At 40.6% G+C, this 20,338-nt stretch carries 19 protein-coding genes, 1 pseudogene and 2 riboswitches; of the genes and pseudogenes, 5 read left to right on the top strand and 15 right to left on the bottom strand.

Annotated elements, in window-relative coordinates; genetic code table 11:
- Positions 1–37 precede the first annotated feature (37 nt).
- The 6 genes from CYL18_RS17265 to CYL18_RS17240 form a co-directional block, all read right to left on the bottom strand.
- The gene (locus tag CYL18_RS17265; RefSeq protein ID WP_161497161.1) at positions 38–433 is read right to left on the bottom strand and encodes a DUF3021 family protein; all 396 of its coding nucleotides are present in this window, start codon (positions 431–433) and stop codon (positions 38–40) included.
- A 155-nt stretch (positions 434–588) separates the two neighbouring features.
- Positions 589–2,487 carry a DNA mismatch repair endonuclease MutL gene (gene mutL, locus CYL18_RS17260; protein ID WP_104850738.1) on the bottom strand — a complete coding sequence of 633 codons (1,899 nt, stop codon included), beginning with the start codon at positions 2,485–2,487 and terminating at the stop codon, positions 589–591.
- 23 nt (positions 2,488–2,510) lie between these two features.
- Complete coding sequence (gene mutS, locus CYL18_RS17255) at positions 2,511–5,105, bottom strand: DNA mismatch repair protein MutS (RefSeq protein ID WP_201741310.1); 2,595 nt, start codon at positions 5,103–5,105, stop codon at positions 2,511–2,513.
- Between the two features lie 178 nt (positions 5,106–5,283).
- Complete coding sequence (cotE, locus tag CYL18_RS17250; protein ID WP_104850736.1) at positions 5,284–5,889, bottom strand: outer spore coat protein CotE; 606 nt, start codon at positions 5,887–5,889, stop codon at positions 5,284–5,286.
- Between the two features lie 267 nt (positions 5,890–6,156).
- Entirely contained in the window at positions 6,157–6,588 is a 432-nt protein-coding gene (locus tag CYL18_RS17245) for a DUF4395 domain-containing protein (RefSeq protein WP_104850735.1), read from the bottom strand.
- A gap of 117 nt (positions 6,589–6,705) precedes the next feature.
- Entirely contained in the window at positions 6,706–6,948 is a 243-nt protein-coding gene (locus CYL18_RS17240) for a hypothetical protein (protein WP_146102858.1), read from the bottom strand.
- Positions 6,949–7,193: 245 nt separating this feature from the next.
- Here CYL18_RS17240 and katA point away from each other — a divergent pair, with 245 nt between their 5' ends.
- The 3 genes from katA (at position 7,194) to CYL18_RS17225 (ending at position 10,246) form a co-directional block, all read left to right on the top strand.
- The gene (gene katA, locus CYL18_RS17235; protein WP_104850761.1) at positions 7,194–8,642 is read left to right on the top strand and encodes a catalase KatA; all 1,449 of its coding nucleotides are present in this window, start codon (positions 7,194–7,196) and stop codon (positions 8,640–8,642) included.
- A gap of 449 nt (positions 8,643–9,091) precedes the next feature.
- Positions 9,092–9,625, top strand: a complete 534-nt coding sequence (locus CYL18_RS17230; RefSeq protein ID WP_104850733.1) for a CPBP family intramembrane glutamic endopeptidase — start codon at positions 9,092–9,094, stop codon at positions 9,623–9,625.
- A gap of 309 nt (positions 9,626–9,934) precedes the next feature.
- The gene (locus tag CYL18_RS17225) at positions 9,935–10,246 is read left to right on the top strand and encodes a hypothetical protein (protein WP_104850732.1); all 312 of its coding nucleotides are present in this window, start codon (positions 9,935–9,937) and stop codon (positions 10,244–10,246) included.
- Between the two features lie 106 nt (positions 10,247–10,352).
- Here CYL18_RS17225 and CYL18_RS17220 read toward each other — a convergent pair whose 3' ends face one another.
- From CYL18_RS17220 to CYL18_RS17205, 4 genes are all read right to left on the bottom strand, one after another.
- Entirely contained in the window at positions 10,353–10,829 is a 477-nt protein-coding gene (locus CYL18_RS17220; RefSeq protein WP_104850731.1) for a GNAT family N-acetyltransferase, read from the bottom strand.
- Between the two features lie 224 nt (positions 10,830–11,053).
- Positions 11,054–11,515, bottom strand: a complete 462-nt coding sequence (locus CYL18_RS17215; RefSeq protein WP_104850730.1) for a GNAT family N-acetyltransferase — start codon at positions 11,513–11,515, stop codon at positions 11,054–11,056.
- A 96-nt stretch (positions 11,516–11,611) separates the two neighbouring features.
- Positions 11,612–12,127, bottom strand: a complete 516-nt coding sequence (locus tag CYL18_RS17210) for a GNAT family N-acetyltransferase (RefSeq protein WP_104850729.1) — start codon at positions 12,125–12,127, stop codon at positions 11,612–11,614.
- A 215-nt stretch (positions 12,128–12,342) separates the two neighbouring features.
- Entirely contained in the window at positions 12,343–14,358 is a 2,016-nt protein-coding gene (locus CYL18_RS17205; RefSeq protein WP_104850728.1) for a penicillin-binding transpeptidase domain-containing protein, read from the bottom strand.
- A gap of 198 nt (positions 14,359–14,556) precedes the next feature.
- Positions 14,557–14,668, top strand: a riboswitch (TPP riboswitch).
- A gap of 80 nt (positions 14,669–14,748) precedes the next feature.
- Positions 14,749–14,836: riboswitch (TPP riboswitch) on the top strand.
- A gap of 312 nt (positions 14,837–15,148) precedes the next feature.
- On the opposite strand from CYL18_RS17205, the gene thiW reads away from it, so the two are divergent.
- Entirely contained in the window at positions 15,149–15,652 is a 504-nt protein-coding gene (gene thiW / locus CYL18_RS17200) for an energy coupling factor transporter S component ThiW (protein ID WP_104850727.1), read from the top strand.
- A 137-nt stretch (positions 15,653–15,789) separates the two neighbouring features.
- Here the strand turns inward: thiW and CYL18_RS17195 are convergent, their stop codons facing one another.
- A complete protein-coding gene (locus CYL18_RS17195; RefSeq protein ID WP_104850726.1) occupies positions 15,790–16,140 on the bottom strand; it encodes a DUF4260 domain-containing protein in 351 nt (116 codons plus the stop codon).
- Positions 16,140–16,565, bottom strand: coding sequence for a MerR family transcriptional regulator (locus CYL18_RS17190; RefSeq protein ID WP_104850725.1), 426 nt, complete (start codon positions 16,563–16,565; stop codon positions 16,140–16,142). Before CYL18_RS17190 ends, CYL18_RS17195 begins: the two co-directional genes overlap by 1 nt.
- 283 nt (positions 16,566–16,848) lie before the next feature.
- Between CYL18_RS17190 and CYL18_RS19745 the strand changes: the two genes are divergently transcribed.
- The gene (locus CYL18_RS19745) at positions 16,849–17,253 is read left to right on the top strand and encodes a DUF4181 domain-containing protein (RefSeq protein ID WP_104850724.1); all 405 of its coding nucleotides are present in this window, start codon (positions 16,849–16,851) and stop codon (positions 17,251–17,253) included.
- 113 nt (positions 17,254–17,366) lie between these two features.
- Here CYL18_RS19745 and CYL18_RS17180 read toward each other — a convergent pair whose 3' ends face one another.
- From CYL18_RS17180 to CYL18_RS17165, 3 genes and pseudogenes are all read right to left on the bottom strand, one after another.
- A complete protein-coding gene (locus CYL18_RS17180) occupies positions 17,367–17,792 on the bottom strand; it encodes a stage III sporulation protein AH (protein ID WP_236636512.1) in 426 nt (141 codons plus the stop codon).
- A gap of 155 nt (positions 17,793–17,947) precedes the next feature.
- Positions 17,948–18,349 carry a VOC family protein gene (locus CYL18_RS17175; RefSeq protein ID WP_104850723.1) on the bottom strand — a complete coding sequence of 134 codons (402 nt, stop codon included), beginning with the start codon at positions 18,347–18,349 and terminating at the stop codon, positions 17,948–17,950.
- A 397-nt stretch (positions 18,350–18,746) separates the two neighbouring features.
- Positions 18,747–19,100, bottom strand: a pseudogene (locus CYL18_RS17165) (VOC family protein).
- Positions 19,101–20,338 lie beyond the last annotated feature (1,238 nt).

Below are 20,338 nucleotides of genomic sequence, written 5' to 3'. Positions count from 1 at the left end.
TCCTCGTTTTTTTTCCCCATCACCTTATATGCCCAAATCATAAATAATCCCCATTATCCTTCGCCGTCTTAAGTGAAAAAAGATAGGAAATAAGATATGTAACGGTAAATAAGATGATCCCGGCTTTATTAAATTGGACGTACACATGTAATAGGTCATTAAAAGAATTTAACGGGTAAAAGCCACTAATAAGCAATGTCGGAAAAACCGTCATGAGCATCACCAAATAATGAACAATGATTTGTTTAGGGAAACTCCATTCGTTCATTTGATAGATAACACTAGCTAATCCAAGGAAAAAGAATATCAGTCCGTAATAAAAATAACTTTTGGCATCAGCCGTTAACCCTTGTAATTTAGACGATAGGGAAATGATTAACATGATTCCGAATGGAATAAAACCTCTATATAACCCCTTTAAGAGCAGCTCCATTATCAAACCTCCTTCAATTGGCATTTTATGTCTTTATTTATATACGCAGCAAAATATCATTATGTTTCAAATAATCAGACTATTTATGCGCAAAAAAAGCAGCGGGACCTCTATTTTCATTGAAGGATCCCACTGCCTTACTGTTATATATAACCTTACATAACCCTCTTAAACATCTTTTCCAATTCATAGATGGAGTAATGGATGATGATCGGACGTCCATGCGGACATGTGAATGGGTCATTTGTGTGCCTTAGCTCATCAAGCAAGGCGGTGATTTCGTCATTACGGAGATGGCGATTGGCTTTGATGGAGCCCTTACAGCTCATCATGATGGCCGCCTCTTCACGCAGTTTTTTGATGTCTACTTTTTTGAGCGTCAGCACCTGGTGAATCATTTCATCGATGATTTGTTCCTCCATCCCGGATGGGAACCAGGTCGGGTGAGAGCGGACGATATAGCTGTTTTGGCCGAATGGCTCCAGGAACACGCCGACCGCTTCCAATTCCCCTTTATTCTCCTCCAGCTTGATGAAGTCATCGGTCGAATATTCAAGCGTGAGCGGAACAAGCATATCCTGCAGCTCCTTATTCACCTCTCCGACCTTTTCCTTAAAGAATTCATATTTAATCCGCTCCTGGGCGGCATGCTGGTCAATCATATACAATCCTTGGTCATTTTGGGCAAGGATGTATGTGCCGTGCAGCTGGCCTATCGGGTAAAGCGGCGGAATCCGGCTTTCCCGCTCGGCTTTTACCGGCGCTGCTTCTTGGGGCACTTCATCATACCCTTCAGAAGGCGGCTCCTCCGGTAAAGGCACATCCGCTTCAGGCTCCTCATCCTTCCATGCCGATATTTCAGGTGCCGGTTCTTGACGTTCAATCGGCTTCGATTCCGTCTCAGGAGGCTCATAAATGACGGAGAATCCATCGGCACCTGATGGAATTGGCGGCGGAGTCGGGACGACCGGCTTTTGCTCCGGCACAGACCTTTCCATAAAGGTGAATTGCGTTTGCTCGGATTTCGGCTTCTCCTCCCGTTTGACAGGTGCCCCGCTCGGGATGAGCGTTTCCTTCTTAAAGGTTTGCTTGATGGCATTCTTGATGAGCTCCATCAGCTCCTGTTCCTTGCTGAAGCGGACCTCCATTTTTGATGGGTGGACATTGACATCGACAAGAAGCGGGTCCATCTCAATATTCAAGAGGACAATCGGGTAACGGCCAATCGGCAATAAGGTGTGATAGCCTTCCATAATTGCTTTTGCAATCACGTAATTCTTGATAAAACGCCCATTCACAAGGATGGTCATATAATTTCGTGAGGCCCTCGTCATTTCTGGTGATCCTGCATAGCCCTTAATCGAAAAATCGAGCGAAGACGCTTCAAAAGGCAGCATCTTTTGGGCCGTTTGCATACCGTAAATGCCCGCCAGTACTTGGAGTGGATTTTTATTCCCGGACGTTTGCAGCAAGACGCGGTCATTATGAACAAGCTTGAAGGAAATATCCGGGTGTGACAGCGAGAGCCTATTCACGACATCCGTAATATTCCCGAGCTCAGTATGAACACTCTTGACGTATTTCAGGCGAGCCGGTGTATTGAAGAACAGCTCACTGACGGTCATATCCGTACCCTTCCGGCTTGAATACGATTCCTTCGTGATCAGCTTTCCGCCCTCTAAATAAACCCTTGTGCCAGGACCTTCACCTGTTGAAGTTTTCAGCTCGAACTTGGAGACAGACGCAATGGAAGGCAGGGCCTCTCCCCTGAATCCTAACGTTCTGATTCTGAATAGGTCGTTCTCGTCTTTGATTTTGCTTGTGGCGTGGCGATGGAAGGCATTGACTGCATCGTCTTCCTCCATCCCTTCGCCATTATCGATGATGCGGATTGATTGCAAGCCGGCCTCTTCAACATAAATCTCGATGACCGTACTGTTAGCGTCAATCGAGTTTTCGACTAATTCCTTCACGACTGAGGATGGTCGCTCCACCACTTCCCCGGCAGCAATCTTATTCGATAATACATCATCTAACAGCACTATCTTTCCCATATGGCCTGCTCCTTTCCGTTCATTTATTTCACTTTCTTCTGCAGCGCATAGAGAGCATTCAGCGCCTCAAGCGGCGTCATTTCCAAGATGGATAATGATTTCAGCTCCTCTAGTGCCTTCAGTTCTTTTCCTTTTAACGCTTTCTTCGTATCTTTTTCCTCTGTTTCGCCAAAGAAGGATAACTGCGCTAGTTCAGCCGCTTCCTCCTTCGGTGCTTCTGCCTCTTTTACCTCAGGCACCTTCTTCTTTCCTTCTTCCAAGACCGTCAAAATTTCCTTCGCGCGCTTGATGACAGCTCGCGGCATTTCTGCCAGCTCCGCGACATGGATCCCGTAGCTTCGGTCAGCCGGGCCATCGACAACCTTGTGCAGGAAGATGACCTTTCCGTTTTGCTCTACCGCTCGGACGTGAACATTCTTCAGCTTGTCCAGTTTATCGGCAAGGACCGTCATCTCATGGTAATGCGTCGAGAAGAGGGTGGCCGCCCCGATATCATTATGAATATATTCAATGATAGACTGAGCGAGCGCCATCCCGTCGTAGGTGGATGTACCGCGCCCAATCTCGTCAAATAAAAGAAGGCTGCGCTCTGTCGCATTCGTAATCGCATGATTGGCTTCAAGCATCTCTACCATAAAAGTACTTTGGCCGGAAATCAAATCATCCGCTGCCCCGATACGGGTGAACACCTGGTCAAAAATAGGCAGCACGGCTTTATCCGCCGGGACGAAGCAGCCAATTTGAGCCATAATCGAGGTTAAGGCAATCTGGCGCATATACGTACTCTTACCTGCCATATTTGGACCGGTAATGAGGAGGATTTCATTCGTTTTGTCCATCCTGCAATCATTTGGCACATATTCCTGCGTGCGCAGCACCTTCTCGACTACTGGATGACGGCCATTCTCGATGATCATCGTCTTATCATGCGAGAAGGTTGGCCGCACATAATGCTGGCGTTCACTGATGGTGGAGAAGCATTGCAGGCAATCGAGCTCTGAGATTTCCTGTGCCAGCTGCTGCAGGCGCGGGATATATTCCTTAATGTGGTCACGCAGTTCAACGAATAGATCGTACTCTAAGCCCGTGCTCTTCTCTTCTGCCTCTAGGATTATCGTTTCCTTCTCCTTCAGCTCAGGCGTGATATACCGCTCTGCATTCGCCAGCGTTTGCTTACGGTCATAGCGGTCATCATTGAGCAGGTGGAGATTCGCTTTGGTGATTTCGATATAGTAGCCAAACACCCGGTTATACCCAATCTTCAGGGAGCGAATGCCTGTCCGTTCGCGCTCGCGCTGTTCGAGCTGGGCAATCCAAGTCTTCCCGTTCTTTGAGGCGTCTCGATAACGATCAAGGTCTTCGTTATAGCCTTCACGGATAATGCCGCCTTCTTTAATGGAGATTGGCGGATTATCGGCAAGCGCGCGCTCAAGGATGTCAGTTACTTCTTCGCAAGGATCCATTCTGGCCGCGATGGCTTGTGCTGCTTCATTCGGCAAGCGGCCCATCACATCAATGATTGCCGGAACCTGCTGGAGAGAACGCTTTAGCTGCAGTAAATCACGCGCGTTCACATTCCCATAGGAAACTCGACCCGTCAATCGCTCTAAGTCATAGACCTCATGAAGAAGCTCACGCAGCTCCTCGCGCTCGAAGAATCGGTCCATGAAGGTCTCTACCATGGATAGGCGCGCCTCAATTTCTGTCTCGTTAATAAGCGGGCGCTCGATCCATTGCTTCAGCCTTCTTCCGCCCATGGCGGTTTTCGTTTCATCCAGAAGCCAGAGAAGCGAACCCTTTTTCCCTTTAGAACGGATCGTTTCGGTTAATTCCAGGTTTCGTTTAGAGAAGTAGTCAATCTTCAAGTATTGCTCGGTCCGATAATGCCGTGCCGCCTGGATATGGTCTAGGCTGCGCTTTTGTGTTCTTTCTATATAATTGAAGAGACGGGCTAGCGTTTCAGGCAAGCCATCCTGCTTAACGTCCGCCAAGAGCGCCCTGAACGGTTCCTTCACCGTATGATCCGCCTCATAGGAAATCGTGGAAATACCGCGCTCCTTCAACAGTACTTCCTTATCAGTTCCTAAATCCGATGCGACAACGACCTCGCGCGATCCAATGACAGACACCTCATTCAGTACTTCCTTGAAGTCATGGAAATGCGTGACGCGGTTCTCTCCTGTTGTCAGATCAATGTAGCCGACACCGAATCCTCCGGGAATCTCGGAAATCGAGGCCAGGTAATTATTTTCTTTATCTGTCAGCCCTTTTCCCTCCATCATCGTCCCAGGAGTAATCAGCTGCACAACCTCACGTTTCACGACGCCCTTCGCTGCCTTCGGGTCTTCCGTTTGCTCACAAATGGCGACCTTATAGCCGCGGTCGACAAGGGTTTCGATATACCCTTGAGCGGAATGGTACGGAACGCCGCACATCGGTATTTTTTGGTCCCCTCCCCCATTTTTGGCGGTGAGGGTAATTTCAAGTTCCTTAGAGGCTGTCATGGCATCCTCAAAAAACATTTCATAAAAATCACCAAGACGGAAGAACAAAAACGCGTCCTGGTAATCGGCTTTAATTCGCAAATATTGCTGTATCATAGGCGTGTATGCTGCCACTTCCATTTTCCCAAAACCTTTCTTTTCTATCTTTATCTAAATTCTGTCCCAGGTCATTGAATCCATTTGAGACCCGAGTTCAGAGAGCACTCATAATAAAGGTATTATAACATAGCACTCAAGCACCTCTGCGAAAAAGTTAGCAATAAAAAAACTAGAGAGTTCCCTCTCTAGTGGCTCAGTCCCTCTTATCTTTTACTGGTCTTTTTCGAGGGTGCATACTGCTGGATTCTTCGTGCTCCGAGGATGATTCTTCCTCATGAAGGAAATCTGGGTTGATCTCTTCCAATTCATCATCATCCACATCAAATTCCCAGCTCTCTTCATCGTGTGAAGCATGCTCCGCGATCATAACGGATAATTTCGTTTCCCCGATAATTTCGACCAGGAATTCACGCTCAACATGAACAGATATTTTTTCGCCGCATGGAGAAATCAGGCATTCGATGCAATTCGGCTGCTGCACAACCTTTGCGATGACTTCATTGTCATCATAGACCTTTTGATCCCTATATTTCAGTTTAATCACATCTTTATAGGGAACCTTCTCTGTTTTCACTTCTGTTTTCGTGTTTTTGCAATGTGAATACCAGATGTTCACATCGTAGTATCCTGCAATTTCTACTTTCTTGCCGATCTTCTTTGCTTCATACGTATGATTAATGATCCAGCAGCCCAGAATGCTGGTTGGGCCATTCTCAGGACAAACCGTATGATTGGCTTTCGTAAACTTTCGTCCCTTTGCCACTACTGCCTTTGCAATGATATCTCTATACTGTGACATACAAGGTTACCCTCCTCAAACATTTTCATTTCATCCTATGCGTGATATACGTCCAGTGTGCGTCCTCAATTACCTGTTCAATTACGAATGCATGGTACAGTTTATGAGCCGCAGCAGGAATGGTGCCCTCGGGCAGCAAAAAAGGAACAAGTCATCACATTATATGTAGGTAGTCATCTCTATTTGCCCAAAATGGACAATCTGTCATGCAGACATGAAAAAAGGCAAACCAGCGATGTGGTTTGCCTAAAATATTTATGTTAAATATCACGCTCTTCCAATAGACCGTTTATACATATATCTCTTCCATTGAAAGCGAATGAAGCATCCAATACAAAATCCGAGAATCGCGACAAAGGATGCTGCCGCAACCATAATGGTAAATACATACGCGGCAATCGTCCAGCCTGCATAAAAGCTAATCAGCCCTCCGCCTAAGCATATGACGGCGATGGTTTGATTGAATTGCTGCTGATCCCATTCCTCTGGAACATACTCAGATGGCGCTTTGCGCAAAAATACTTTCCCTATCCTCATGAGTGGATTAAAGCTAAACAGAAGACCCATCAGCCCAGCCAAAAGCGGAATCGCCAAGATCCAATGAAAACCTGTCACCCATGTCAATACGACACTCAAAAAAATAAACCATTGATTCAACCGAACTAACGGCCTTGGAATGGACCGAACATTCTCCTCCATTAAATCACACCTATCCCATATGTTTTATGTGTTTAATAATAGTTTATCTCAAACTGATGAAATTGGAAACATTTTCGTCTGGATGATATAATTAACAAGTGGATTTCTTCTATAGAATCATCTATGTAAGGAAAAATAAATTAGATAACCAAGAATTTGGTACATACCTTTAGGGACAGAGATTTCAATCAATGCCCCGAAACGTTTCAGAATATTGATTGCTTCATCTTCCTTTAAACCATGTATTTCAGCGATGATCGGCTTATCAGCTGACCGGCCAATGCGCTCAGTGACCCAGCCGCCTTCTACGGAAGTTTGTCTGGAAATAATGGTTAATAGTTTCCTTTCCCTTTCTAACATATTCTTGCTCTCCCTTTTGAAACGATTGTGAAGGAAACATTCCTTCTTAACTAGCATACAATCAAATCGAACATTTTCACCTTCCAATTTTGTTAGATTAGCCATCCTTTACATAATTGAACACACCACCCCCCTCCTAATTATTTCCTAGTTTATAATTATTTTAATTAAATATACGTTTTTAATTGATAAACTAAATTAAAATTATTATAATAGGTTTATATTAACAAAGAGGTGATATGGAAATGACCAAAAAACTAACAACTAGCTGGGGTGCCCCTGTTGGAGATAACCAAAACTCCATCACAGCAGGCAGACGCGGCCCAACTCTGATCCAAGATGTCCATCTATTAGAAAAATTAGCTCATTTCAACCGTGAAAGAGTACCTGAACGTGTCGTTCACGCTAAAGGCGGCGGCGCTCATGGTTACTTCGAAGTAACAAATGACCTTACACAATACACAAAAGCGGCTTTCCTATCTGAAGTCGGCAAGAAAACTCCTTTATTCATCCGTTTCTCTACTGTAGCCGGAGAATTAGGTTCTGCTGATACATTGCGTGACCCACGCGGATTTGCCGTTAAATTATACACAGAAGAAGGCAACTACGATATCGTAGGAAACAACACACCTGTATTCTTCATTCGTGATGCAATCAAATTCCCGGATTTCATACATACGCAAAAGCGTGATCCGAAAACTCACTTAAAAAATCCAAATGCCGTATGGGATTTCTGGTCCCTATCGCCTGAAGCCCTTCATCAAATTACAATCCTTATGTCTGACCGCGGTATCCCTGCAACATGGCGTCATATGCACGGATTCGGAAGCCATACATTCAAATGGACGAACGCTGAAGGCAAGAGCGTATGGATTAAGTACCACTGGAAAACTGAGCAAGGCGTCAAGAACCTTTCTTCTGAATTGGCAGCTGAGCTTGCTGGTACAAACCCTGATTATCACATCGAGGATCTTCACAATGCGATTGAAGCTGGGGATTACCCATCTTGGAAGCTTTGTGTCCAAATCATGCCATTGGAAGATGCGAACACATACCGCTTCGATCCATTCGATGTAACAAAAGTCTGGTCCCAAAAAGACTACCCACTAATTGAAGTAGGCCGCATGGTTCTTAACAAAAACCCTGAAAACTACTTCGCTGAAGTTGAACAAGCTACATTCTCCCCTGGCAACCTAGTGCCTGGTGTCGATGTATCACCAGATAAATTATTGCAAGGCCGTCTATTCGCTTATGCGGATGCCCACCGTTACCGCGTTGGCGCAAACCATAACCACCTGCCAATCAACCGTCCTGTCGTTGAAGTGAACAACCATCAGCGCGACGGTCAAATGAACCCTACTTCCAATGGCGGCGGTTCTGTATACTATGAGCCAAACAGCTTCGGCGGACCATACGAGTCCAAGCAAGACCAACAAGCTACATTTGAAGTCGAAGGCTATGCTGCAAGCACACCTTACGACAACGACGACTTCTACACTCAAGCTGGCGATCTATACCGCTTATTGAGCAGCGAAGAACGCGCGAACCTTGTTAACAACATCGTCGCTGCCATGAAGGGTGTAACAATCCCTGAAATCGTGGAACGTCAAATCCAGCACTTCTACAAAGCAGACCCTGAGTACGGCACACTTGTTGCTGCAGGTCTTGGAATCAACGTTCCTGAAGAAGTGTAAAAAGACTGCATAAATTGAACAATCAACAAATTCTATTCTCAATTGCATAATTCTATTCTCAATTATTAGGAGATACTTTTCAACAAAGTATCTCCTCTTTTTCTTTTATTTTCTCGATTATAACGATATTTTATCAATTAACCAGTGTTAGCCCTTTTTAACTTAATGGTATGGAATTGTAATGTTCTAAAAATAAAAATATTATGTAAACTAATAACTCCTCCGAAAATCCTTTTCTCTTTAATAATGTCCTCTTGTTTTTATAAAAGGCTGTTTTCTAAAGATTGTTGCTAAGTACATAAAAAAGAGACAGATATCTACTGTCTTAGTTGTTAATTAAAGCCCCCTGTTTATTTGGCACATTCTTTCAAATAGATATCTGGATAAAGGACTTTAAATCATTTGTAGAGAATAATGTTATTAAATAATCTAAACAGGGGGATTTTAAATTGGAGAATCCAGAATTTACTTTAACGTGGAGAACTATTGCCTTTATCCTAGCTGCGTTGTTAGTATTTATCTTTCCAAAAACTAGAGCTAAATTGTTCGATTTTGGTGTACTAAAAAGATTAAATACATATCTAGTTATTGTATTGGCATTATTATTCATTTTTATTTCAAATTTATTTATTATTAATAGAGACATATCAACAACCCATAACCTATATCCAAGAACAGTAATGTTAGATACATACGAGTTGGTGCTATTTATAGTCAGTATGACTATTTTAGTACCCATCTTTGAAGAGTTGTTATTTAGAGCTCCCTTGGCAATTTGGGTAAATAAATTTCCAAGTTACCTCATTTCTTTATTAATCTCTTCAGTTTTATTTAGTTTTACCCACCCTTCATACCTTTTTTTCGGTTTTATATTAGGGATAGCATTCGGCTTAGTATTTAGACTTACAAAGTCTTTAATTCCCGCTATCCTAACGCATATAATGTGGAATATTTTCACTTTATTCTACTTTAATTATATTTAGGTGCAATACAATGGCGGTGAAATGATTACGTGTAACAATAATATCGCCTGATGCCGCTCAGATTTTAATCCTTCTTCAGCTATCCTGCCCATATACTTTCATAAGAAGTTAAAAAGAAAAGGGTGTTAATCCTTCTTGGATCAACACCCTGTTAGTTGAATAACAAAACCAAAATTCTATTTACACAACAATTCTACCCGTTAGCTGTAAAATGGTCTGTGGTGACGGTATCACAACCACAATCAAGATTTACAATTATTTGTTAATTTAGTAAAATATTACTGTTAATTCAAAGGAAAGGTGGTCCCTATGAAAAGTATAAAAGGCATTGCCAATCAGATCTCCTTTGTACTTTCAGTTGTCTGTTTATTCACTTTTATATCTTTGATTCTGTTTGATCCATCGACCAATCATAATTTGACGTTATACCTGATGGTTTTAGCAACAGTGGCATTTGTTATCGGCGTCGTAGGAATCCCGTTTGAACGAAAGAATGAAAAGAAACAGGTTGTTAAAAGCGTATTCAGTATAATCTTCTCTTTTTTCCTGGCCCTCGGATTAGCCATTCTATGGGTGCTACCAGTCTTTTTTCCGTTCGGAATACCGGGTATTTATCCTTAACATAAGCGGTTCAAGAAAAATCTTGAACCGCTTATGTTTTATCAGCACTTCGAACCGCTCTTTAGGACGACAGATCAGTGCCCCTATAGTTGTATAACGAATTTCCCTAACATCTCCAATCTTTAGCCATAATAATAAAGTTATATGTATTTCCTCTTATTTCATTGTCAAATTCCCCCTTCTTTTTAAAGCCAATCTTCTCATACGTTCTTATCGCTCGTTTGTTAAACTCCACTACGGCTAATTCTAAATGATGAAAATTCAGTAATTCTCTACCTTGTTCAACCACCGTATGAACAAAATTAGAACCATTCCCCTGTCCTGTAAGAGATGGTTTCATTTGCACCCCCACAGCTAATATTGTTTCTCCATCATCTTCGACATTATAAAATTCGCAATTCCCAATTAAATTGTTGTTTTCATCAACCACTGAGAATTGTTTTTCTGAATTGACACTTTGGATAAAACCATCGATTTTTTCTTCCTGGATATTGTTATCATAAAATGAATATATACCATCATATGTCCAAGTAATAAATTCCTTAACATCTTCTTCTGTTCTTTCTCTTAGCTTATAACACATAGCTCTTCATCCCCTATCTAGTTCCTAATTCTACATCTCTTTGTTGCACTTAGCCTCCATTTAAATGGTTATGTACTAAACTTGAGGGAATACACGTTCCAGGAGCAACTATCTATTCGAAAACAGCCTTATAAAAATACAGACTTAATGACAGCTGTTCACTTAGAATTGATTATCTTCCTACCTTTCTAATGCTTTTGGTTCTATATCTTTAACAAAATGATTTATATTTTAGTACACACCCATTCAAAAATACATTTTTGCTTTTCTCCTCGTCGATACATATCATTTTCTTTTGGGACATCAACCATTTTTATAAGTTTGGCTCCGATATATTCACAAGTTTTTCTTGAAGCGATGTTATCCGGATTACAAGTAATAAATAGTTTTTCCATTTTATGAGCTTGTGCAACTTTCCTCAATAGCAATACAGATTTTGCAGCATAGTAACTACCTCTATATTCCTCGTTAACTGAATAACCAATATGGCCCCCATAGTATAAATTTTCATTGTATCCAATTCTTATATCAATATGACCTATTGGCCTGAGGGAACCACTTAAGGAAATGTTGAAATGATAAGCTGGAACCCAGTTCTTTTCCTTGTTTCCAGGTACTGTCTTTACAAGATGTAAATCTATTTCTTCTCCTTTAATACTATCAAAATCCAAAAATTCGAATTCCATCTTCTTCGCCCCCTATTTCTTCTGAAAATCCATCATGAAACAGTTAATTTTATCTTGTATTACAGCTCCTAATAGTTATATAAGAAAATATCGATTTTATTTAGTCCTGTTTACCCATTCCATTAAACAATGGGCATCGTTTAAGTCTTTTATTTCCCTAAAGCCACATTTCTTATAGCATGAAATCGCTCTACCATTACCTATTTTCACTTCTAACACAACCCTAGAAGCATTTTTATTGATGCTCAGGTAGTTTAACATCATCAGAATCATTGAGGTGCCCATTCCTTTACCCCATAATCGGCTTTCTCCAATAAACTGATCTATCCCATAGATTCTTTCGTTTGTTGTATAGCCATATCTTCTGAATTCATCTTCCTGAATTTTATAATATTGGATATAACCTATTGGTTCTTCTTTGTGTTCTATGATACAGGGGGTAACATTATGTTGTCCTTCTACTCTTGGACCGTATTTTTTTATGACTCTATCCATATTGGAAGGTGGCTCTTCATAGAATTCTAATACCTTCTTATCATTTAGCCACTTGACCATTACCTCATAATCATTCGCATTCATTAGTCGAATAAGCAGTTCGCCATTCTGTATCATTTTTCACCTCTGAGCTCACTTATTAACCCTGACTCTCCTTATGAATTTCAACATAAAATGGCATTACTCCTTCTTAAATCAGATGCCTCCGAGAAAATTTAGCGACAAATATTATTTTTGAATATTTAGAGGCCAATAAAAAACACCCTACAAAGCAGTCGTTTCACAACAGGACTGTTTTGTAAGGTGCACGGTATTCCAAACGGATGCTTAGATTATTTCAATCCTTTCGCATCCCATTTTTCAAATGTATTCAAGATCATTTTCTGTACGGCCTTGCCTCCGCCTTCATCTTGGACATTCTCTACTAGGATGGACATGACGACATTCGGGTTGTTTTGATCATAGGCAACAAACAAGCCATTTTCCTGTCCTTTTTCATCCTGGCTTTTCTTCAATTCAGCCGTTCCGGTCTTCCCGGCCAAGGCGTATTTATCAGACTTGGCAGCGGTCGCCGTTCCGTCCGTGACAACCTTGCGCATATCCTTCTTCAGTATGGCTGCGTTTTCACTTGAAGTGATGGAATCTTTCCAGACGGCCGCTTCCGTTGTCTCCAATAGGCGCGGTTTCATGAGGGTTCCGTCTTGGACGATTCCTCCATACAAGGATGCAAGGTGAACAAGGCTCATCAGCACCTCTCCTTGCCCATATCCGGTGTCAGCCAGAAGCTTGCTGTCTGTCAGCTTCCCGTCATTTGAAACCTGTGAAGCTCTTACTGGGTATTCAAGCGGGAACTCTTTCTCCCCTATGCCCAATTCTTTCAAGCCGCTGATCATTTTCTCTTCACCAATGGCCAGGGCCGTTTGGGCGAAATAAATATTATCTGAATACTGCAGGGCTGCTTCCAGGTCAACCGGTCTTTTCGGGTCGGTTACGCGTGTGATGGAGGCATTGCCCCATTCCGCCCCCTTCGACCATTTCAGTCCAGATATGTCGATTGTTTTATTCGGGTCAAGCGTTCCTTCATTCAGACCAATCATCGCTATAAGCGGCTTAATGGATGACCCTGGTGAGAATGCTGCGGAGAAGCGGTTCAATAGTGGCTGCTTCGCATCTTTCTCCAGCTTTGCATAGTTATCAGAGCTCATTCCTAAGATAAAGTCATTTGGATTAAAGGATGGCGAGCTCACAAGCGCGAGCACATCTCCTGTTTCAGGGTGGACGGCTGAATAGGTACCGGCCACGCCCTTCATGTTGGAAAAGGCGGTCTTCTGCAAATCGGCATCAATCATTAGTTTGACGCTTTGCCCATCCTCCGGCTCCGTTTCTGCGATTATGGAAGGCTCTTCCCGGTCAATATAAATGGTATAGCCATCCTTGCCGCGAAGCTCTTGCTCTAACAATTCCTCAAGTCCCCGCTTCCCGATGACACTGCTTGCGGAGTATCCCTTATCCTTATGCTTCTCAAGCTCTTCAGCGGTAATCGTTCCGACATAGCCTGTCAGATGAGCGGCACTTTCCTTATAAGGATATTCCCGCACCGCCGTTTCTCGGAACTGGACACCATCGATCGCTTTTAGCTTTTCAATTCGTTCCTTATCGTCCTTGGCAATTTTTTGGATGGGTACGAAAAGGGCAGGTTCCACCCAGCTTTGATTCAACTGCTTATCGATGTATTCAGTCGAGTTATCAAGTATTTTCGCGACCTCATCTTTTTTCGACTCATCAAATTGTTCTGGGACGATTCCGACCTGCTGGGCTGTTCCATTGATGGCAAGACCCTTTCCATTACGGTCAAAAATCTCGCCCCTCTGCGCTTTTGTGGAGCCAATACCTATCTTCTCATCTTTCTGCAAGTCCGGGAAAATAAAGGTCGTATCCCAGTCGATATACCAGTTCTCTTCTTCATCACGCGTTTCTTTCTTTAATTCTACTTCCTTATCAAACTCGATTTCTCCAGCGATGGAGTTCATCTTTACCTGAATCGGAAGCGTAACCTGCTCTTTATCCTCGTGCTCCTGTTCCTCTTCAAAATTGGTTTTCACCTCTAAATCGGTAATGCCAAGATCACTATATACTTTTTCATACCGATCGACGAAATCCTCACTTTTAAAGGTTTCCTTAGTGGAAGCCGAAAGATAATCCGCATACATATCATCAAATTTCTGCTCGTTCCACAGCTTCACATAATCTTTCAGCCGGCTTTCTGGCTGAACAGAATCATCTCTGCATCCTGCTGCAACCAATAATAATAAAAATAAAAAGCTTGCTAGAATTCTTTTTTTACTCACGGATTCTGCCCCCTCTCGAATCAATGTCTTAATTATAACAAAAGAGCGAATATTTATTGAGAAAAATTGTCCTTGCCTATTAGACTAAGGAGTAACAGACACATGTGATATATCTATTTAACAAAGGGTTAGGATATTTATTTTTCGAAATAGATTGATTTACTTACTAATTTTGGTAAGCTAATAGATAATTCATATAAACAGCACTAGGGGTGTCTTGCAAAAGGCTGAGATGGAGCTGGCGTTTCCTCCGAACCCTTTGAACCTGACCTAGTTCATGCTAGCGGAGGGAAGGTGAAATTATGAGGGATGACGTGTATTCCATTCATCCTGACCTTCCAATTGATTGGTCAGGGTTTTCTGATGTTAAAAGACTATGAACTAAATATGTATATCTACTAGGGGCGCCAATGGCTGAGAAGAACCCTTTGAACCTGATCTAGTTCATACTAGCGGAGGGAAGTAGGAATGATGAAGCTAGTATGACTTCTACCATTTACCACTTTCCATTTGTGAGAGTGGTTTTTATTTTGGTCTCCCCTTCCATTCAGTACCCATACGGCAATTACACTCCCTGCTGTTTATATGGTCGTCAATAGTATACGAGGAGGAAATTACATGGACACGTTTACTGAAAGATTGCACGCACACATTCAACCGATTTGGGAGCAAATCATCAGCATCTATTCGAATAAGTTTTAAGAAAAGGAACATTGCTGGAGGAAAAATTCGTTCATTGTTTAAAGGGCTAATTTAACAAACCGTAATCGAAGAAAGGTGAGTGTAAACCATGAACCGGACAAAAAAACTGACCATGACCGCTTTACTCGCAGCCATCACGAGTATATCCAGCAGCCTGATTTTCATCCCGATTGGATTCGCAAAGATATTCCCAATCCAGCATCTCGTAAACCTGCTTTCAGCTGTCCTATTGGGCCCGGCCTACGCCATTATGCAAGCCTTCCTCTCCTCCACTATCAGGAATATAATCGGAACGGGCAGCCTATTCGCCTATCCCGGAAGCATGATTGGCGCCTTCCTGGCAGCCATCCTTTACAGCAAGACAAAAAATATTGGGCTATCTGCCCTTGGCGAAGTAATCGGCACCGGCATACTAGGGGCAATCGCGACCTATCCCATAGCCGTTTTAATCCTCGGAGAAGAAATGACCATTTTCGGACTCATCCCTGCCTTCACGATCAGTTCCTTCACGGGAGCCTTATTGGGATATACTTTATTGAACCTATTAATCAGAAAACGGGTCATCCTGCCAGGTGGACAAAAGGTAAGGTAGCATAATCAAATTTGATGCAGCTCTATGCTTATAGAAGGCTTGCCGTATAATGTGACCTGCTCCTAGTCAGTAGAGAAAGTAAAACAAGCCGCCTCCATAAAGGAAGCGGCTTACTTTCTAGTGGCATAATGGCTCCATTACAATTTTTGTATATGTGTTATGTTAAAAGTGTCTTCATATTTCAATCCAAATCCCAATAATCTATCCATAAATATATGTGCTAGCCAGATAATTGATATTATGAGTAAATAAACATTTGAAAAGTAAAAGTAACTGATAAAGAAAAGTAGCGGTACAATCAAACTGTGTCCGAAATTATAAACAATGGCGCCAATTTTTTTATTCATTGCATAACCAATCATAGTTATATCAGGAACTAATAAAAGGACAAAAAACAGCCAAACCGGGAAATTTAGGTACACGTAAATATAAAAAGAAATGGCAAAGGCAATTCCATTTTCGATACGGACGATTCTTTTAACTGTCATTATAAATTCCTCTTATCGCTGCTTTTGAAGAGTTCAAACAGCAAATCCTCAATCACTTCTTTATTCTCTGTATATTTTTCTTCTTTTATCAGCTCTTTAACGTTTTTCAATGTCTTTGATGCTTGTTCATAAAACTGAATTTTCCCATCAATATTTGATAGCTTTTGCTCAATTAACCATACGGTTGAATTGTTACATTCTGCTGATATTGGTTTGTCTTTTAATATGAGCAATTGTTGAATCTCTTTAATTGTGAAGCCCAAATGCTTTAATACGATGATAAGCTGCAGCTGCTTTTCACTATCTTCATCATATTCTCGATACCCATTGTCTCGCCTTTTAGGCTTCAATATCTGCTCTTTCTCATAATAACGAATCGTATCCGTTTGAATCTTATATTTCTTAGAGAAATCTTTGATTTGCATATGAACCACTCTCCCAATACCACCATAACATTGGAGTATTGTCTAAGGTCAAGGGTATAAATATATATATATTTATAAATCAATTGAAAAAGAGTCACTTCTTAATCTTTACCATTTCCCCTCCCGCTAATCTGCAGCCTTTTATTAATAGGCTGTTATCGTAAAGATTATTGCTTAGGGAAGCTGCTATTCATTTTACTGTACAATTTTAGATTGAGAGCGCCTCCTTGAACAGAGGGACAGGTTAGCTTTAGAAGGGTTTCTATCATCCATATCGAATTATATGGTTATAGTATTTGAAGCAGTGACTAATAAAGATAAATGGAGAGGGTTAATTTTGAGGCTGTTGACGGTTCTAATTATTTTATTATTAGTAGTATTTTCGGTAGAAAAAATGACAGATAAATTTTGGGGTGTAAAGAGAAAAAGCATCTCCGAAACTCCCGGTAAAAGAATTGACCGATGGGGAAGAGCGATAATAATCTTTATATTTGTAGTATCCAGTATTACCAAGGGTTCGAGTGTCATTCTAGAATGGCAATTCGTTCTATTTTTCATGGCATTAATGGGGTTTCAAGTTATTTTGGAGTGGAAATATCTAAAGAAATCTAAACAATATATCTCGTCATTAATAAGTTCGATGATAATTTGCCCTATCATTTTGCTTGTAATTCACTTTTACAGCTAGACCATTAGCAGAAGATGGCTGTCAAATTGACGGTCTTTTAAACTTACGGGGGCTTCATTAAACAATGAGACAGCAAAAATGCTGTCTTTTTCTTATGGAATTAGCAACAATCCTTACGAAAAGAGCCTGAAACTATCCCAGACGCTCTCTTCCACCAAATAGTATTTTTCGTGAGAGCAAACAGCTAATATACATTTATCCTTATGGTAAAACATTAAGTCTTCTGGCCGTTCCGGACTAATCCAATCAAAAAGCGAATGACATTGATCTTTCAAAAATTGTCTTGTTGCATTATTCATTTTGAAATAATAAACGTATGCTGTATCTTCAGAAAGCCTTGTCGTTTCCCATTCTTTCTGTATTCGCCTCTCGATTAAATGTTCTTCCATGTCGGTTATCACATTCTCCATATAGGCATGATACTCTTTTTCAAATTCCATCAATTGTCTATCTGCTACAAAAGCAAAGCAATCACAATTCCTTAAGAGTAAGTCTATTAATTGCTTATAACGTTTGCCCTTTACATTTTTATTTATCATTAACATGTCCATCTCATCTCTACACTCCATCTCTATATTCACAGCTATCTGCAAAACACTTATCCTTAAAGTTCTTTATAGCTTTGAAGTAATGGAATTAAGCCCATCTTTATAAGAAGGTTAAACTAACAACTCTTCCACGCTTCAGCAATTTATCAAAAATATTCTCTATTACCTAAGATAGTCGTAATACGCTCTCTTTCCTTTGACTTGTTTATGTATTCGAATAGACCAATACCGTTCCCCCAAGGGTCTGTAAAACTGCCCCACCTTACCGGGACTCCTGGTCTTGAGAATATCTCAAAATGATCAACCTTTAATTCTCGGCATAGCCTCTCTTTTTCGTACATTATGTCTTTTACCCCTATTCGAAGAGGTCCACTGCCTCCCGAAGGCGTTCCTTCAGCGACTTGTAACCAACACCCAGGTATGAGTTCCCACTCTGCAAACCCCTCATGTGGAATAAAATCAGGCGTTTTATTCAAAAAGATTTCATACCACCTTTGACCAATACTTATATCTGTAACTCGAACTTGATAGGTTACTTCGAATATCATTGAACTGCCTCCCAAATCAAACTATTCCTGCTCTCTTCGGTTCAAACTGTTAATTTCTATTTTTGTATTTATCCAACTGATACCAACAAAAAAAGATAATCACAACTGGCACTGGAAGATACATAGGTATCCATTGATAATTCACCGGTAAAAGAAGAAATAGAATGACAGAGAGTATTAATATAGGAAGCACCCAAATAAACCACATTCTCACATACTTATTGTTAAAGCTGAAATCAAAGCTCTCCAATGAAAATCCTCCTACTTACATATTATTTTCTTCCTAATTTGGTAATCTCACCTTATTACTTCCATAAGCCCATCACCAGAAAAGGCATTAACCTTTCTAAGATTAACTCCTCAGGTTGTTTAAATTACAGCTTCGCTCATAATCTGTTTATTTCTTTTGAATGAGACCGAAACCAAGGCCAACTGGGTCGATTAAGTATGCCAAATAAAAGTCATCAAACTCCATTTTATCTCGTACAATTTTCGCGCCACTGTCTTTGGCATTAGATATAGCTTGGTCAATTGAATCTACTTCAATTTGAATGCGAGTTCCATGAGGGTAATCATTCGGTCCTTTCCCAATCCCTCCGTTAATACTAGGCTTCTCATCCCCACCCTTTGTAATAACAGCCCAATAATCCCAGTGAGGTTCGGCTATTTTCCAACCAAAAACTTTAGAATAAAATTCCGCTGCTTTTTCAGGTTCTTAGCTGCTTAGTTCAAATCCTACAACTCTTCCCATCTTATTACCCCTCTTTCTCTAGTATATTATTAGAATCATTAGTTACTATTCCTCACTTAACAGAGAAAACCTGCTTTAAAGCATATTTTCATTGTTCATCCTCTCCTTTACCTAAATATCAGAAAAGAGCTGATCAGCTCTTCCAAATTGAAGCAAAGGCTAAAGTTTGTTTATAGTTGCTAACTCAAATTAGTTCCCCACAAAGCATTTAAGGTCAGAATATAAAATGTGAATAATCTTGTTAACATAAAAAATATCAAAGGAATAACCCTTAAGGTTTTGTTTTTTCTTATGGTTATGATAAACACAGTAATGGAAACTATGGCACAAATATAATATAGATAGAACATTAAATGATGTGTTAGCGGGCCTAAAAATAACGCGAGGACTGAGAATTGAATTAAAAAAGCTAAAATGGAAGCAGCAACCCATCTCAGGTTGTTTTTAATCGATAGTATATTTTTGATTGAGAATATTACTAAAGCTATCACTAATGCAGCAAGCAGCCATTCATATAAGAAAAATAATGATTCATTGTTAACTGCAAAATAATAGCCAAGGATGGATAAAGGAATAATAACCAGCATTAAATACACATATATTTAAGATTAAACGTCTCTTTAATATTATTCACCTCCTAACACCTAGGTGATCTTAGAGTATCTATTCTACAATGGAGAACTAAAACCCTTCTTTCGTTCTCTGCCCTTTTACTCGTGGGTATCCACTATGTAATCAACGATAAATAATATGTTATAATAATTAAAAAAATCAAAAAATAATGGGGGATCACACGTTGACAACTTCACTCTGGATGACTGTTCTGCCGATTTTTTCTTTATTTATTTACCTAGCTCCAATTGCCTTTATCATTTGGTTTACCACCCGATTTTTAAAATTACAAAAGGAACAGAATCAAATTCTTAAAAACATATCTGACAATCTGGATAAACTGAATAAATGATGCTTTACTTCCATTAGAAAGAGTGTTTGCTCTTTCTTTTTTTATAGGGATTTTTTGAAAGGATTATTGCTACTGATTTATGCATGCTTTAGATATGAAAAATAGCCGTCTCCAAAAGGAAGTGGCTATACTTGTTATTGGACTAAACCAGCTAATAGGATGTCAATATCTCTCTGTAAAATTCATTTTTTTATATACTATACTGTTTTTAGGCATACCAAATAACCCTCCAGCTATCTTGTGGAAGGTTTTTCTTTATGTGGTTGGATAACCT

Origin of the sequence: Pradoshia eiseniae (assembly GCF_002946355.1) — a bacterium.
Lineage (GTDB): Bacteria > Bacillota > Bacilli > Bacillales > Pradoshiaceae > Pradoshia > Pradoshia eiseniae.
The sequence above is the reverse complement of the archived record's forward strand: the minus strand, read 5'-3'. Positions and strand labels throughout refer to the sequence as shown.